The following is a 15,128-nucleotide window of genomic DNA, read 5'->3' as shown; positions in this document are numbered from 1 at the left end:
CCGGCTTACAGCCACGGCACTCCTGACGATGGACAGTGGAGCGTACCGTGGACGCAACGTTCCCATTGTTGTGGGACGCGGCGGTTCATTGTTTCCCGCTTATGGTGCCTTGCGAAATGCAGCCTGTGTCCAATTTGCCCGTCTACATCATTTCGATTGCCCGTGCGCGGGCGCGACTGGAAAAAATGCTCGAAGGGGCCGCGGGTCTTGATCTTGATTTGCGGCCGGTGGAGGGAATTGATGGAAAGACCGTCCTCCCTGAAAACTGGCGCGATTTCGACCGACGCCGCTTCGAACTGCGCAACGGGCGCCACGCGCTGCCGGGAGAATATGGCTGTTATGCCAGCCATATTAAAGCGCTTGAGATCTTTCTTTCAACCAATGCCCCTGTCGCGGTGATTGTTGAAGACGACGTGGCGTTCACGCCGGATTTTTCGGAGCGGGTGAGGGCCATGGTGGCGATCATGCCTGACGATGCAGTCGTGAAATTGACTAATCATCGCCGCAAGGGTTTCAAAGGCCGCAGAACGAGTGCATTTGGGGATACGTTTGGCCGCTGCATCTATGGGCCTCAAGGTTCATCTGCGTGCTACATCGTTTCGCGCAGCGCCGCTGAGCGTTTCCTGAAGACGGCGCGTGTGATGACGCTACCTTTCGACCGCGCCCTGGAGTGCGGTTGGGGATATGGCACCAACGTTTACGTCTCCGACAGGGACTTTCTGCCCTTTGGCGACCCGAATACGCTCGTCGGAACGCGCGAGGAATATAAAGGCAGCAAGTTCACCCGACTGAGGCGACTGCCCGCTTATCTTTCCAGCTTTTATGACAATATAGCACGTTACATCTACGCGTACCGCTAGGCGTCCGTGGTGGCGACGCTTTTGTTTCCTGTATTGATGTTGGAAACGCTTTGAACACCCGGCGGGATGATTGCCTGCCGGTAGGGTAAGTCCATGGAAATAAATACGAAAAATATTATGAGATGGTGAGAGCGCAGGGATTCGAACCCTGGACCTACTGATTAAAAGTCAGTTGCTCTACCGGCTGAGCTACGCTCTCCCGTGGCGGGCTTGGCTGCCCTTCGGAAGTGCGCGGAACATATGTAGAGCGATCCGTTCGGTCAACCCAAAAAAAGCGCTTTCGGCGATCAATCCGGTTTTTTTTGTCGCACCCCCGAAAAGGTGATTGGAGAGAGGGGGCGGCCGGGGATAAAACCGGCGTCAAGTGTGTCTGCCTGGCGGCTGAAATCGTTTTGCGGCAATGACATGCGTGAAAATGAAGCGTGAAGCGGTGGCGGCTCTCAAGAATCGCGGCGGCTTTGCGGGATGCGGAGTTTCTGTTGTCGATTGCCGATATTTCCCTGTTCAGCGCGCTTTTGGCTGGCGCTCTTTCGTTTCTGTCGCCCTGCGTTCTGCCGCTGGTGCCGCCTTATCTCTGTTATATGGCGGGTGTGTCGGTCGAGCAGTTCAGGACGGAAGACGCGGCACCACGGCCGGAGATTCGCAGGGCCGTTCTGTTTTCGGCCTTCTTTTTCACACTCGGTTTTGCCACCGTCTTCGTGGCGCTGGGCGCGGGCGCCTCGACGATAGGCACGCTTCTGCGCCAGAATCTCGACATTCTCGCCAAGATCGGCGGTTTCATCATCATCCTGATGGGCCTGAATTTCCTGGGCGTGTTCCGTATCGGCCTGTTTTCGCGCGAGGCCCGGTTTCAGGGCGCGGGCAAGCCGGCGACGCTGTCCGGAGCCTATATCATGGGACTCGCCTTCGCCTTTGGCTGGACGCCCTGCATCGGCCCGGTTCTTGGCGCGATTCTCGGCGTTGCTGCTTCACGCGACACGGTCGGCGACGGCGCAATGTTGCTTGCGGTTTATTCCCTTGGCCTTGCGGTACCGTTCTGGATCGCGGCGGCGTTTTCCGGCTCCTTCATGCGTTTCCTCGTCCGCTTCCGTCGCCATCTCGGCCTCGTGGAAAAGCTCCTCGGCGTGTTGCTGGTGCTGACCGGCCTCGCTTTCATATCCGGTTTTATCACCAATGTGGCGATCTGGTTCCAGGAGACCTTTCCGATCCTGATGCAAATCGGCTAAGCCTCCCGCTGGAGTTGCTTGCGGGGGAGACATAGTGACTGACATCGTGGGATTGCTGTTGCCGTTTTTCGGCCTCATCTTGATCGGCTACGGCGCTGCGCGCATCACGAAACAGCCGGTCGAGGCGATGGGCTGGCTGAACACCTTCATCATCTACGCGGCGCTGCCGGCGCTGTTTTTCAAGCTGGTGTCGAAAACGCCGGTGGAAGAACTGGCGCGGATGGATTTCGTTGCCGCCAGCCTCGTCTGTACCTATGGCATTTTCTTGGTTGTGTTCCTGATCGGTCGTTTTGTCCGGAAAAACAGCCTCGCTGAAACGACGATCCAAAGTTTCGCGGCAAGTTACGGCAATATCGGCTATATGGGCCCGGGCATTGCGCTTCTGGCGCTCGGCGAAAAGGCGGCGGTGCCTGTGGCGCTCATCGTCTGCCTCGAAAACGCCGCGCATTTCATTGTCGCGCCGGCGATGATGGCCGTTGCAGGCGGCGACAAGCGTTCCCCGGCGAAGCTTGCGCTGGATGTGGCCCGCAAGGTCATCACCCATCCCTTCATCGTATCCGTCCTCGCCGGTTTCCTGGCCGCTTCGCTGTCATGGCAACCGCCGGAGGCGGTGCAGCGGTTGGTGGATTATCTGGCGCAATCAGCCGCACCCTGTGCGCTGTTTGCAATGGGCGTGACGCTGGCACTTCGGCCGATGAAGCGGGTGCCGGTGGAGATCAGCTACATCGTGCCGGCAAAACTCATCCTGCATCCGCTCGCCGTTTATCTCGTGCTGTCGTCGCTCGGGCGATTCGAGCCGGTGTGGATCTATTCCGCCGTGCTGCTGGCTGCTTTGCCGACCGCGACGAATGTCTTCGTCATCGGCCAGCAATATCATGTGTGGCAGGAGCGGGCGTCGGCGACGATCCTGATTTCGACGGTGCTGTCGGTTCTCACGCTGACGGGCGTGGTTTATTTCATCCAGCCTTTTTGAAGCTGCCGAACAGCAGTGAGGGCAGGGCCTTCAGGCCCCGGCCGGGTTCGATGCCTTCGCGCATGACAATGCTTCGGAGCGTGCCGATGCCGGAAAGCACGTGCAGGCCGGCTGCGCGCGCCATCTGGATGGGCAGGAAATCCGAAAGCAGCGAGCGGTTCAGGAGATCGACGCTCAGTGTGCGGCTATAGACATCCGCCCGCCGCCTGCGGTCGAAGCTGCTGCCGGCATCGGCCGCAATGGGGCGGTCGGAAACGGCGCTCAGCAATTCCGTCAGTGAGATGATGTCGCGCAGGCTGAGGTTCAGTCCCTGTGCGCCGATGGGCGGAAAACCATGTGCCGCCTCGCCGATCAGGGCGACGCGGCCCTTGCCGAAGCGATGGGCGGTCATGGAAGAGAGCGGCCATGCCTGGACGCTATCCTCGACGGTAACGGCGCCCAGCATGGACTGCATGCGTTCCTCGACCCGAAGGCTCAGCGCTTCCAGTGGCAGGGCAGTCAGTTCTTCCGCCTGTTGTGGGGTGACGACCCAGACGAGGCTGGAGCGGTTGCCGGGAAGGGGAACCTGCGTGAAAGGGCCGGTGGGCGTGTGGAATTCCGTCGAAACATTTCCATGCTGTCGGCTGTGGCCGAAGTTCAAAACGACGGCGGTCTGCGGATAGGACCAGGATTTCACGCCGATGCCGGCTGCATCCCGGACCATCGACTTCCTGCCATCTGCCCCGATGAGGAAATCGGCAGAGAGCGTTTCGCCGTCCGCAAGCGTCACCGTCACGCGGTCGTCGCCGATATCGATCGCCTCGGCGAAGGTGTCGAGGCGGGTAATATTGTGTTCCTGCTCCACCGCTTCGCTGAGAACACCGAGCAAGGCCTCGTTGGGGATGTTCCAGCCAAATGCATCCAGGCCGATTTCGGAGGAACGGAACTGCACTGTCGGTGATCGCAACAGACGGTCGGTTCCGTCTATGATCTGCATGGTGGAAAGGCGGGCGGCCGAAGGCGCGATGCGTGACCACAGGCCGAGACGGTCCAGGAAGCGGATAGACTGGTCCATGAGCGCCGTGGTGCGCCGGTCCTTCCTGTCGGTGGAAGGTGCTACGAGCGCCACGTGGCGACCCGCCCGTGCCAGTGCGATGGCCGCGATCTGACCCGCAAGTCCTGCACCTGTTATGGCGATATCGAAGTGTCTCATGGTCCTGATCCGTTGTTATTTCCAGAGCATCATAAAGGCTTTGCATCGGCAAATCCACTTCCGGCCGGGAACATCCGGTTGTGAAGATTCATTGGGTCTGCTGCCACATTAGTCTTAGGATAAGCGGACTGAGCCGGTTGCAAAGCGTGGTGAATGGCCGCATACCGGAATAAGCAGGGCGGATGAAAAGCGGGGCGCAGACGCTGACCATGAAAATTTTCAACTACAAGCGTGTTCCCTATGCGGAAATCCGCGCCTTTTCCGTTCATATTCTAACGGCGTCCGGTTCCTTTCTTGCCTTCCTTGGCGTCGTCGCTGCTTCCGAGCACCGTTTTGTCGATATGTTCTGGTGGCTTGGTCTTGCGCTGCTGGTGGATGGGATAGACGGCCCTATCGCCCGGAAGGTCCGGGTCAAGGAAGTGCTGCCAAACTGGTCGGGCGATACGCTCGACAACATCATCGATTACGTGACCTATGTTCTTCTGCCTGCCTTCGCGCTCTATCAGAGCGGCATGATCGGAGAGCCATGGTCCTTTGTGGCGGCGGGCATGATCGTGGTGTCCAGTGCTATCTACTATGCCGACATGGGGATGAAGACGGACGAATATTTCTTCTCGGGCTTCCCCGTGGTGTGGAACATGGTGATCTTCACGCTCTTCGTGATGGATGCCAGCGCCACCACCGCCATGACAGTCGTGACTGTTTCGGTGTTCCTGACATTTCTGCCGATCAATTTCCTGCATCCCGTGCGGGTGAAGCGGCTGCGGTCCCTTAATCTTCTTGTCGTGGCCATCTGGTGCGCCCTTGGTGGTTACGCGCTGCTGATGCATTTCCAGACGCCGACATGGGCGGTGGTGGGGTTCGTGGCTAGCGGCATCTACCTGTATTGCATCGGAGGAATTTTACAGTTTTTCCCAACGCTCGGCGCGAAATGATGAAGAGGTAAAGCCGTTTATTGCTTGTGCAAATTGCATTTAAGCAGCTTCTTTTTCAGTTGTGCGCAGCAGCAAAACCGTTATCAATAAGTTCTGATCACGTATCATTGCATACTTTTTGGTGCGGGATTGGGAACAATGACCGCGACCGTCTGAAACGCCTCGAAGAAGGCATGGACGGTTGGTGAGAGAGGGAACTCGTGACTGGAACTTTGGCGCCGGAGGCCGTGCCTCTCCTGTCCGTTCGCAAGCTGACCAAGCTGTTCGGCAATTTCGCCGCCTGCAACGGTATCGATCTCGATATTGCGCCGGGTGAAATCCATGCGCTCCTGGGTGAAAACGGCGCGGGTAAATCCACGCTCGTCAAGATGCTGTTCGGCGTTCTCGCACCGACCGAGGGCGAAATCATCTGGCAGGGTGAGCCGGTTTCGGTGGGTTCGCCAAGCGAAGCCCGCAGGCTCGGCATCGGCATGGTCTTCCAGCATTTTTCGCTGTTCGAGGCGCTGACGGTTGCCGAGAACATTGCCCTGTCGCTCGATCCGAAAATTTCATTGAAGGAAATCGCCAGGGAAGCGGAGACCCTGTCGCGCGCCTATGGCCTGCCGCTCGACCCCAATGCGCATGTGGCCGATCTTTCGGTCGGCGAGCGCCAGCGCATCGAAATTGTCCGTGCTCTGCTGCAGAACCCGCGGCTTATCATTCTTGACGAGCCGACCTCGGTTCTGACGCCGCAGGAGGCCGACAAGCTTTTCGAGACGCTGGAGAAGCTGAAGGCCGAAGGCCGTTCCGTGCTTTATATCAGCCATCGTCTCGAAGAGGTTCAACGCATCTGCGACCGCGCCACGGTTCTGCGCCATGGCAAGGTGACCGGTGCCTGCGATCCGCGTCGGGAGACACCGGCATCGCTGGCGCGCATGATGGTGGGCAGCGATGTCGCCAGTGTGTCGCGCGCGACGGGCGAAGCGCTGGGTGCGCCGCAGATCGAAGTCATGGGGCTTTCGGTCGCGCCGCGCACGCCGTTCGCCGTGGCATTGAAATCGATTTCGATGACCGTGCGCGCCGGGGAGGTGCTGGCGATCGCCGGGGTCGCGGGAAACGGGCAGGGTGAGCTGTTCGACGCGCTTTCGGGGGAATACCCGGTTTATAATAACGATGCGATCCATCTCCGCGGCAAGCCGGTCGGCCGGATCGGCATCAACGGTCGCCGGCTGATGGGGGCGGGTTTCGTACCGGAAGAGCGCCATGGCCACGCCGCCGTTCCCGGAATGAGCCTCTCCGACAATCTGTTGCTCGCGCGGGCCCGCTCCGATCGCAAGGCGTTCCTGACCGGCGGTTTCCTGCGTATTGTCAGGGGGTCGGCCATCAGGGCAGCGGCGCGGCGCATATCGGAAACCATGGATGTGCGCAAAAGCGGGGCCGATCCGCTGGCAGGCTCGCTCTCAGGCGGCAATCTGCAGAAGTTCATCGTGGGACGCGAACTCGACCGCCAGCCGGCCGTGCTTGTCGTCAACCAGCCGACGTGGGGCGTGGATGCGGGTGCTGCAAGCCGCATCCGTCAGGCACTTGTCGATCTTGCCAAGTCGGGCTCGGCGGTCATCGTCATCAGTCAGGACCTGGATGAAATCTTTGAAGTCGCCACCAATATCGCGGTCATCTCCGACGGCAAGCTTTCCGAGGCCCATCCGGTGGAGGAAATGACGCTCGAAAAGATCGGCCTGTTGATGGGCGGCATTCACACGACACATTCGGGAGCCGCCCAGCATGCGCATTGAGCTTGAAAAACGCGCAGGGGTTTCCCGGCTTTTTACATTTCTGTCCCCGCTTCTGGCGCTGGTGCTGACCCTGCTGGTCGGTGCTGTCATGTTCGCCATGCTCGGGAAGAACCCGGCCCATGCGCTTTATGCCTTCTTCGTGGAACCATTGCTCGAAGTCTGGTCCCTGCACGAGCTGGCGATCAAGGCCGCGCCGCTGATCCTGATCGGTGTCGGCCTGTCGATCTGTTATCGCTCCAATAACTGGAACATCGGAGCGGAAGGGCAATTCACCATCGGTGCGATTACTGGCTCCATACTGCCGGTTCTTTATCCGGACTGGCATTCGCCGCTGCTTCTGCCGCTCATGCTGGTGATGGGAGCTCTCGGCGGGGCGCTCTATGCGGGTATTCCCGCTCTCCTGAAGACGAAGTTCAATACCAACGAAATCCTCGTCAGCCTGATGCTGGTCTACGTTGCACAGCTTTTCCTCGACTGGCTGACGCGCGGAATCTGGCGTGATCCGGGCGGTTATAATTTCCCGCAGACCAAGCCGTTCAACGATAGCGCCGTGTTGCCGGAAATGCTGGCATCGGGCCGGGCGCACTGGGGCTTCGTTTTCGCCATTGTCGCGGCGATCGCGCTGTGGTTCATGATGCGCTACATGCTGAAGGGCTTCGAAGTCACCGTGCTTGGCCAGTCGGCCCGGGCAGGGCGATTTGCCGGTTTCTCGTCGAGCCGCATGGTGTGGTTTTCGCTGCTGCTATCGGGCGCGCTGGCCGGTCTTGCGGGCATTTCGGAAGCCTCCGGCTCCATCGGCCACCTCCAGCCCAGCATTTCGCCGGGCTATGGTTTTACAGCCATCATCGTCGCGTTTCTCGGCCGTCTTAACCCGCTTGGCATTATCCTGTCGGGGCTGGTGCTGGCGCTGACCTATCTCGGCGGCGAGGCGGCGCAGCTTTCGATCGGTGTATCGGACAAGGTAACGCGTGTGTTCCAGGGGCTGATGCTGTTCTTCGTGCTCTCCTGCGATACGCTCATCTTCTATCGCATCAAGGTCGTTTTTGCCGGCAAGGCGCATCACAAGCAGGGAGCGGCATGATGGATATGCTTCAGGCCATTCTCCTCACCGTCATCACCGCCGCGACGCCGCTCGTCATAGCCGCCTCCGGCGAACTGGTGGTGGAGCGATCCGGTGTGCTCAATCTCGGCGTCGAAGGCATGATGATCATGGGTGCGGTCTGCGCTTTCGCGACCGCCCATATGACGGGCTCGCCCTATCTCGGCATTCTGGCCGGCATTGCTTCGGGTGCGGTTTTTTCGCTGCTGTTCGGTTTTCTGACATTGACGCTGGTCACCAATCAGGTGGCGACGGGTCTTGCGCTCACCATTCTGGGCCTCGGCGTATCCGGTATGCTGGGCGAAAGCTTCGTTGGCCTGCCAGGCGTCAAGCTGCCGTCGATCGTCTTTCCCGTTCTGTCGGACATACCCTTCATCGGCCCGCTGCTCTTCCGGCAGGATCTGATCTTCTACCTTTCCATAGGGCTGGTGGCCGGCATAGGCTGGTTCCTGTTCAAAAGCCGGGCGGGCCTGAAGATACGCGCCATCGGCGATAGTCATGCCTCGGCCCATGCGCTCGGGATCAACGTCATCCGCACACGCTATCTGACTGTCATGTTCGGCGGTGCCTGTGCCGGTCTCGCTGGCGCGCAGCTTTCGCTGGTTTATACGCCGCAATGGGTTGAAAACATGTCGGCCGGGCGTGGCTGGATTGCGCTGGCGCTCGTTGTCTTCGCGTCCTGGCGTCCATGGCGGGTGCTCGCCGGCGGTTATCTGTTCGGCGCCGTCACCATCGGGCAATTGCACGCGCAGGCCTTCGGCATCGGGGTGCCGTCGCAGCTTTTGTCGGCGCTACCTTACCTTGCAACTATTGTCGTGCTGGTCATCATCTCGCATAATCGCCGCACGACGTTGATCAATACACCGGCATCGCTGGGCAAGTCCTTCGTGCCGGACAGGTAAAGCATTCTCACGTCTCCAAACCAACAGGGGTAAAAATGAAAAAACTGGTCATCGCACTTGCCGCTTCCATCGCGGCGCTGGGAGGCGTTGTTTCCTCCGCTGAAGCCGCCGACGCCAAGAAGGTCTGCTTCATCTATGTCGGTAGCCGCACCGATGGCGGCTGGACGCAGGCGCATGATATCGGCCGCGAAGAGCTGCAGAAGCACTTCGGCGACAAGATCGAAACGCCGTTCCTCGAAAGCGTTCCGGAAGGCCCGGATGCTGAACGCGCCATCGAGCGCATGGCCCGCTCCGGCTGCGAACTGGTGTTCACCACCTCCTTCGGCTTCATGGATGCGACCGTGAAGGTTGCCCAGAAATTTCCGAAGGTGAAGTTCGAGCACGCAACCGGCTTCAAGACGGCCGAAAACGTCGCGACCTACAATTCGCGTTTCTATGAAGGCCGTTACATTCAGGGCCAGATCGCCGCGAAAATGTCGAAAAAGGGCGTTGCCGGTTACATCGCGTCCTTCCCGATCCCGGAAGTGGTGATGGGCATCGACGCCTTCGTTCTCGGCGCGCAGTCCGTCAATCCTGAGTTCAAGGTCAAGGTCGTCTGGGCCAACACATGGTTCGACCCCGGCAAGGAAGCCGATGCCGCGAAGGCGCTGATCGACCAGGGCGTCGATATCCTGACGCAGCACACCGACACGACGGCACCGATGCAGGTTGCAGCCGAGCGCGGCATCAAGGCATTCGGCCAGGCCTCCGACATGATCAAGGCCGGTCCTGAGACGCAGCTGACCGCGATCAAGGATACCTGGGGCGCTTATTACATCAAGCGCACGCAGGCTCTTCTCGATGGCACCTGGAAGTCGGAATCGGTCTGGGACGGCCTGAAGGACGGTATCCTGACCATGGCGCCCTATACCAACATGCCTGACGACGTGAAGAAGATGGCCGAGGACACCGAAGCCAAGATCAAGTCCGGCGAACTGCACCCCTTCACCGGCCCGGTGAAGAAGCAGGACGGCTCGGAATGGCTGAAGGCTGGTGAAAAGGCTGAGGACAAGGTCCTGCTCGGCCTCAACTTCTACGTTGCCGGCGTGGACGACAAGCTGCCGCAATAATCTGCGTTGTGGGACAGGGTGTCATCCTCGGCCTTGACCCGGATGACACTCCCCATGTCCATGGATCCTCGCCTGAAGGGCGAGGATGACGTGGGAAATTGAGTTCGCAAAGATCGGGGCTGTACATCGACGCATGTGCAGCCTTGCTTATTTTCATGGGTTTTATTGCGTAGATGAAGTTTGCCTTTGCTTTTCCGGCAACTTGATGTCTTTCACTATATTCTGACTGAAGATACACGTCTGGCGCGATTTTTAAAATCGCCAACCGAACGGAAGGACATGGCACTTGCAGCGCGGAATGCTCGATGCGGCGATCGGTCTACGAAAGCTGCGGACAAATCATGCACAGGTCGTTCACAAGCTCGGTCTCGACATCGTGTCCGGCAACTTCAGGACCGGCGACATCCTGCCAGGCGATGCGGAGCTGATGGAGCGGCTTAAAGTTTCGCGCACCGTGCTGCGCGAAGCTATGAAGACGCTGACGGCCAAGGGCATGATTTCCCCCAAGGCGCGGATTGGCACGCGGGTGACGGAGCGCGAAAGCTGGAACATGTTCGACAGCGAAGTGCTGCTATGGCACTTCGAGGCCGGCGTCAGCGATGAGTTCCTGCTGCATCTCTACGACATCCGCAAAGCCTTCGAACCCTATGGCGCCGGGCTTGCCGCCATCAGGGCAAAGGATGCGGATATCGCAAAGCTTGCCGCCTATGCCAATGAGATGGGCAATACTGCTTATTCGAAAGAAAAGCGCGCGCTCGCGGACATGAATTTCCATGTCCTCATCACCGAAATGTCGGGCAACCCGTTCATGCGCACCGTTGGTTCGCTGATAAAGGCGGCTCTGGCGGGCATTTTCCGGATGAGCAATCCGGACACCGATCCCAATGAAATTTCCGATGTTTCAGCTTCGCACCTGAAGCTCGTGGAAGCCTTTCGTCTGCATGACGAGGCCGCCGCGCGTCGCGAGATGGAAAGATTGATTGAGAACGGCCGCCAGCAGGTACTGGAATTCACTGCCCGCAACTCCCGGCGATAAATCAGACGGTGGGAGCAGGATGTGATCCCGCTCCAATCACGTTTGATGAAAACCGGTGCGGAAATTTGGTGCAGATTTGCATGGTTTCTTAAGTGGGCCGCCGTTATAGCAATCCGGAATGAAATTACCGATGCGCCCGTTCGTTTTGCCGGACGGCGCAAAGTCAAACATGTGCCGCTGTATCGGCTGCCAGGCAGTCGCCGACGGGGTGTTGGAGGTCTTATGGAGCGCAGCTCTCTAGCCGTTATTCTCGCAGCGGGCGACAGCACGCGCATGAAGTCGTCGAAATCCAAGGTGCTGCATACGGTCGCCGGTCGTCCGATAATTGCGCATGTGGTTGGTGCGGTGGCTGGATCAGGTGTCAGCACGGTGGCGCTCGTCGTTGGGCGTGATGCCGATAATGTTGCTGCGGCTGCGAGCCTGCCGGGCCTTGAGGTTGAAGCTTTTCTGCAGACGGAGCGCAAGGGCACCGGACACGCGGTTCTCGCTGCCCGCGCCGCCATCGAACGCGGCTTCGACGATGTCATCGTCGCATATGGCGATGTGCCGCTGATTACCTCGGCGACGCTCGACCGGGCCCGCGAGGCCATTGCTTCCGGCGCTGATGTCGCCGTGATCGGTTTCCATACGGAACGACCTACGGGTTACGGCCGATTGCTGGTCAAGGATGGCGAACTGGTCGCTATCCGCGAGGAGAAGGACGCGACCGATGCGGAGCGTAAGGTGACCTGGTGCAATAGCGGATTGATGGCCATCAACGGCCGCAATGCGCTTGATCTGCTCGACCGCATCGGCAACAGTAACGTGAAGGGCGAATATTATCTGACCGACGTGGTCGAGATCGCCCGTTCCCTCGGCCGCCGCGCTGTCGCCATCGATGCGCCTGAAGCGGAACTGGTCGGCTGCAACAACCGCGCTGAACTGGCCTTTATCGAGAAACTCTGGCAGGAGCGCCGGCGTCATGAATTGATGGTCGATGGCGTATCGATGATCGCGCCTGAGACCGTGTTCCTCTCTTTCGATACGACGATCGGGCAGGATGCGCTGATAGAGCCAAATGTCGTTTTCGGCCCCGGCGTGACAATCGAACCGGGTGTTGTCATCCATGCCTTCTCGCATCTGGAAGGCGCGCATGTCGCTGAAGGCGCCACGGTCGGGCCCTATGCGCGGCTGCGTCCGGGCGCAAATCTGCATGCGAATTCCAAGGTGGGCAATTTCTGCGAGGTCAAGAAGGCCGAGATCGGCGAGGGGGCCAAGGTCAATCATCTCACCTATATCGGCGACGCCTTCGTTGGCGCGGGCAGCAATATCGGTGCCGGCACCATCACCTGCAATTATGACGGTTACAACAAGGCTGAGACGCGGATCGGCGCGAACAGCTTCGTTGGTTCCAACTCGTCGCTGGTTGCTCCCGTGACGATTGGCGAGGGGGCCTACATCGCCTCCGGCAGCGTCATCACCGATGACGTGCCCGATGATGCGCTGGCTTTTGGGCGTGCGCGCCAGGAGGTGAAGCCGGGCCGCGCAACCGTGGTGCGGGAGCGGGCGAAGGCGCTGAAGGAAGCGAAGAAAAAGTCGTCTTGAAGGACGTTACGAAGCGATACCGAAAGTGACCGGCGCCATAATTGCGGATTGCACGGGAAAGATTAGAAGTTTCGGCGAAAAGATTGCCGTCTGGAGATATATATGTGCGGAATTGTCGGAATTGTCGGAACTGAGCCCGTTGCTGAACGGCTTGTCGATGCACTGAAGCGTCTCGAATATCGTGGCTACGATTCAGCCGGCGTTGCAACGATCGACAATGGCGCGATGGATCGCCGCCGTGCCGAGGGCAAGCTCTTCAATCTTGAAAAGCTGGTGTCCGAAAAGCCGCTGCCGGGCGTGGTCGGCATCGCGCATACACGCTGGGCGACCCACGGCGTGCCGAATGAAACCAACGCTCACCCGCACTTCGTCGATGGCGTGGCCGTCGTCCATAACGGCATCATCGAAAACTTCGCCGAACTGCGCGACGAACTGACCGCCGAGGGCGCGACCTTCACCACCCAGACCGACACCGAAGTGGTGGCGCAGCTTCTGGCGAAATATACCCGGGAGGGTCTTGGTCATCGTGAGGCTATGCTGAAGATGCTGAACCGTGTCACAGGCGCCTATGCGCTGGTGGTGATGTTCAAGGACGATCCCGGCACGCTGCTTTCGGCGCGCTCCGGCCCGCCGCTTGCCGTCGGTTATGGCCGCGGAGAAATGTTCCTGGGTTCCGACGCCATTGCGCTTTCGCCCTTCACCAACGAGATCACCTATCTGGTGGATGGCGACTGCGCCATCGTGACCCGGCAGGGCGCCGAGATCATCGATTTCTCCGGCAAGCCGGTGAAGCGCGAGCGGCAGATATCGCAGGCGACGGCCTATGTGGTCGACAAGGGCAACCATCGCCACTTCATGGAAAAGGAAATCTACGAGCAGCCGGAAGTCATTTCCCATGCGCTCAGCCATTATGTGGATTTCGCCTCCAAGACCGTGAAAGAGGCCGATAAGGCCATCGATTTCGCCAAGCTTTCCGGACTTGCGATCTCCGCCTGCGGCACGGCTTATCTTTCCGGCCTGATCGGCAAATACTGGTTCGAGCGTTATGCGCGCCTGCCGGTGGAGATCGATGTGGCCTCCGAGTTCCGCTATCGCGAAATGCCACTTCAGCCAACGCAGGCGGCGCTCTTCATCTCGCAATCGGGTGAGACAGCCGATACGCTGGCATCGCTGCGCTATTGCAAGGAAAGCGATCTCAAGATCGGCGCCATCGTCAATGTGCGGGAATCGACCATTGCCCGGGAATCGGACGCCATCTTCCCGATCCTTGCCGGACCGGAAATCGGCGTCGCTTCCACCAAGGCCTTCACCTGCCAGCTTGCGGTGCTTGCTTCGCTCGCCATTGCCGCCGGCAAGGCGCGCGGCACGCTGAAGCCTGGTCAGGAAAAGGAACTTGTGCAACATCTGATCGAGATGCCGCGCATCATGAGCCAGGTGCTCAACATCATCCAGCCGCAGATAGAGGGCCTGTCGCGCGATCTGTCGCGCTTCAAGGACGTGCTTTATCTCGGCCGGGGCACCAGCTTCCCGCTGGCGCTGGAAGGCGCGCTGAAGCTCAAGGAAATTTCCTATATTCACGCCGAAGGTTATGCTGCGGGCGAGCTGAAGCACGGCCCCATCGCGCTGATCGACGAGAACATGCCCGTCATCGTGATTGCACCGCACGATCGTTTCTTCGAAAAGACCGTCTCCAACATGCAGGAGGTTGCCGCCCGCGGCGGCCGTATCATCTTCATCACGGATGAGAAGGGAGCTGCCGCTTCCAAGCTCGACACCATGGCGACGATCACGCTGCCGACCGTCGACGAACTGATCGCACCGATGGTCTTTTCGCTGCCCATCCAGCTGCTGGCCTATCACACCGCCGTTTTCATGGGTACGGATGTCGACCAGCCGCGCAACCTTGCAAAATCGGTCACGGTGGAATGATCATCCGGCCAGAGCGCCAGGGTGACGAAGAGGCGATTGCCCGCGTTACGGAAGAAGCCTTCCGTAACGTCGACCATAGCGACAAGACCGAACATCTGATCGTGGCGCGGCTGCGGGAGGCCGGTGCGATCACGGTTTCGCTCGTGGCCGAAGACAGCGAAGGGATCGTCGGCCATATCGGCTTTTCGCCCGTGACACTTTCAAGCGGCGACAGCGGCTGGTTTTGCCTTGCGCCTCTTTCGGTGACGCCGGAACGGCAGGGCGAGGGTATCGGCTCCCGGCTGGTGCGTGAAGGGCTTGGTGCGCTTGATCGGCTGAGCGCATCGGGATGTGTCGTTGCCGGCGATCCCGATTATTATGGACGCTTCGGTTTTCAAGCCGTCGAGGGCCTGAGCGCTGTGGGGATTCCTGACGAATATTTCACAGTTCTTCGCTTGCATGGGGGAACGCCATCCGGCATTGTCAGTTTTCATCCGGGTTTCGATAGCGACAGCGCTTAACGCGAACGGTA

The 15,128-nt window shown here is 59.5% G+C and carries 13 protein-coding genes and 1 tRNA gene; 12 read left to right on the top strand and 2 right to left on the bottom strand.

Going from position 1 to position 15,128, the window contains the following annotated elements:
- The first annotated feature begins 47 nt into the window (after positions 1-47).
- Positions 48-860, top strand: coding sequence for a glycosyltransferase family 25 protein (locus AGR2A_RS11080; RefSeq protein ID WP_234797392.1), 813 nt, complete (start codon positions 48-50; stop codon positions 858-860).
- Positions 861-983: 123 nt separating this feature from the next.
- Here the strand turns inward: AGR2A_RS11080 and AGR2A_RS11075 are convergent.
- Positions 984-1,059, bottom strand: a tRNA-Lys gene (locus tag AGR2A_RS11075).
- A gap of 280 nt (positions 1,060-1,339) precedes the next feature.
- Between AGR2A_RS11075 and AGR2A_RS11070 the strand changes: the two genes are divergently transcribed.
- Positions 1,340-2,086, top strand: coding sequence for a cytochrome c biogenesis CcdA family protein (locus AGR2A_RS11070; RefSeq protein ID WP_022556323.1), 747 nt, complete (start codon positions 1,340-1,342; stop codon positions 2,084-2,086).
- Positions 2,087-2,120: 34 nt separating this feature from the next.
- Complete coding sequence (locus AGR2A_RS11065; RefSeq protein ID WP_072494470.1) at positions 2,121-3,059, top strand: AEC family transporter; 939 nt, start codon at positions 2,121-2,123, stop codon at positions 3,057-3,059.
- Here AGR2A_RS11065 and AGR2A_RS11060 read toward each other — a convergent pair.
- A complete protein-coding gene (locus tag AGR2A_RS11060; protein ID WP_072494469.1) occupies positions 3,043-4,251 on the bottom strand; it encodes a UbiH/UbiF family hydroxylase in 1,209 nt (402 codons plus the stop codon). The genes AGR2A_RS11065 and AGR2A_RS11060 overlap by 17 nt on opposite strands.
- Before the next feature lie 209 nt (positions 4,252-4,460).
- Between AGR2A_RS11060 and pcsA the strand changes: the two genes are divergently transcribed.
- The 9 genes from pcsA (at position 4,461) to AGR2A_RS11015 (ending at position 15,117) form a co-directional block, all read left to right on the top strand.
- A complete protein-coding gene (gene pcsA, locus AGR2A_RS11055) occupies positions 4,461-5,186 on the top strand; it encodes a phosphatidylcholine synthase (RefSeq protein ID WP_006698811.1) in 726 nt (241 codons plus the stop codon).
- 212 nt (positions 5,187-5,398) lie between these two features.
- Positions 5,399-6,958: an ABC transporter ATP-binding protein gene (locus tag AGR2A_RS11050; protein WP_045533764.1), complete on the top strand. Its 1,560-nt coding sequence runs from the start codon at positions 5,399-5,401 to the stop codon at positions 6,956-6,958.
- Positions 6,948-8,039: an ABC transporter permease gene (locus AGR2A_RS11045; protein WP_004442339.1), complete on the top strand. Its 1,092-nt coding sequence runs from the start codon at positions 6,948-6,950 to the stop codon at positions 8,037-8,039. Before AGR2A_RS11050 ends, AGR2A_RS11045 begins: the two co-directional genes overlap by 11 nt.
- Positions 8,039-8,959: an ABC transporter permease gene (locus AGR2A_RS11040; protein WP_072494468.1), complete on the top strand. Its 921-nt coding sequence runs from the start codon at positions 8,039-8,041 to the stop codon at positions 8,957-8,959. Before AGR2A_RS11045 ends, AGR2A_RS11040 begins: the two co-directional genes overlap by 1 nt.
- A gap of 35 nt (positions 8,960-8,994) precedes the next feature.
- A complete protein-coding gene (locus AGR2A_RS11035; protein ID WP_004442334.1) occupies positions 8,995-10,068 on the top strand; it encodes a BMP family ABC transporter substrate-binding protein in 1,074 nt (357 codons plus the stop codon).
- A 298-nt stretch (positions 10,069-10,366) separates the two neighbouring features.
- A complete protein-coding gene (locus AGR2A_RS11030; protein ID WP_006698813.1) occupies positions 10,367-11,104 on the top strand; it encodes a FadR/GntR family transcriptional regulator in 738 nt (245 codons plus the stop codon).
- Positions 11,105-11,326: 222 nt separating this feature from the next.
- Positions 11,327-12,688: a bifunctional UDP-N-acetylglucosamine diphosphorylase/glucosamine-1-phosphate N-acetyltransferase GlmU gene (gene glmU, locus AGR2A_RS11025; protein ID WP_072494467.1), complete on the top strand. Its 1,362-nt coding sequence runs from the start codon at positions 11,327-11,329 to the stop codon at positions 12,686-12,688.
- A 102-nt stretch (positions 12,689-12,790) separates the two neighbouring features.
- Positions 12,791-14,617, top strand: coding sequence for a glutamine--fructose-6-phosphate transaminase (isomerizing) (glmS, locus tag AGR2A_RS11020; RefSeq protein WP_006698815.1), 1,827 nt, complete (start codon positions 12,791-12,793; stop codon positions 14,615-14,617).
- A complete protein-coding gene (locus tag AGR2A_RS11015; protein WP_072494466.1) occupies positions 14,614-15,117 on the top strand; it encodes a GNAT family N-acetyltransferase in 504 nt (167 codons plus the stop codon). The genes glmS and AGR2A_RS11015 overlap by 4 nt, the downstream gene beginning before the upstream one ends.
- Positions 15,118-15,128 lie beyond the last annotated feature (11 nt).

Origin of the sequence: Agrobacterium genomosp. 2 str. CFBP 5494, from assembly GCF_900013495.1 — a bacterium.
Lineage (GTDB): Bacteria > Pseudomonadota > Alphaproteobacteria > Rhizobiales > Rhizobiaceae > Agrobacterium > Agrobacterium pusense.
This window is presented reverse-complemented; position numbering and strand designations above follow the sequence as displayed.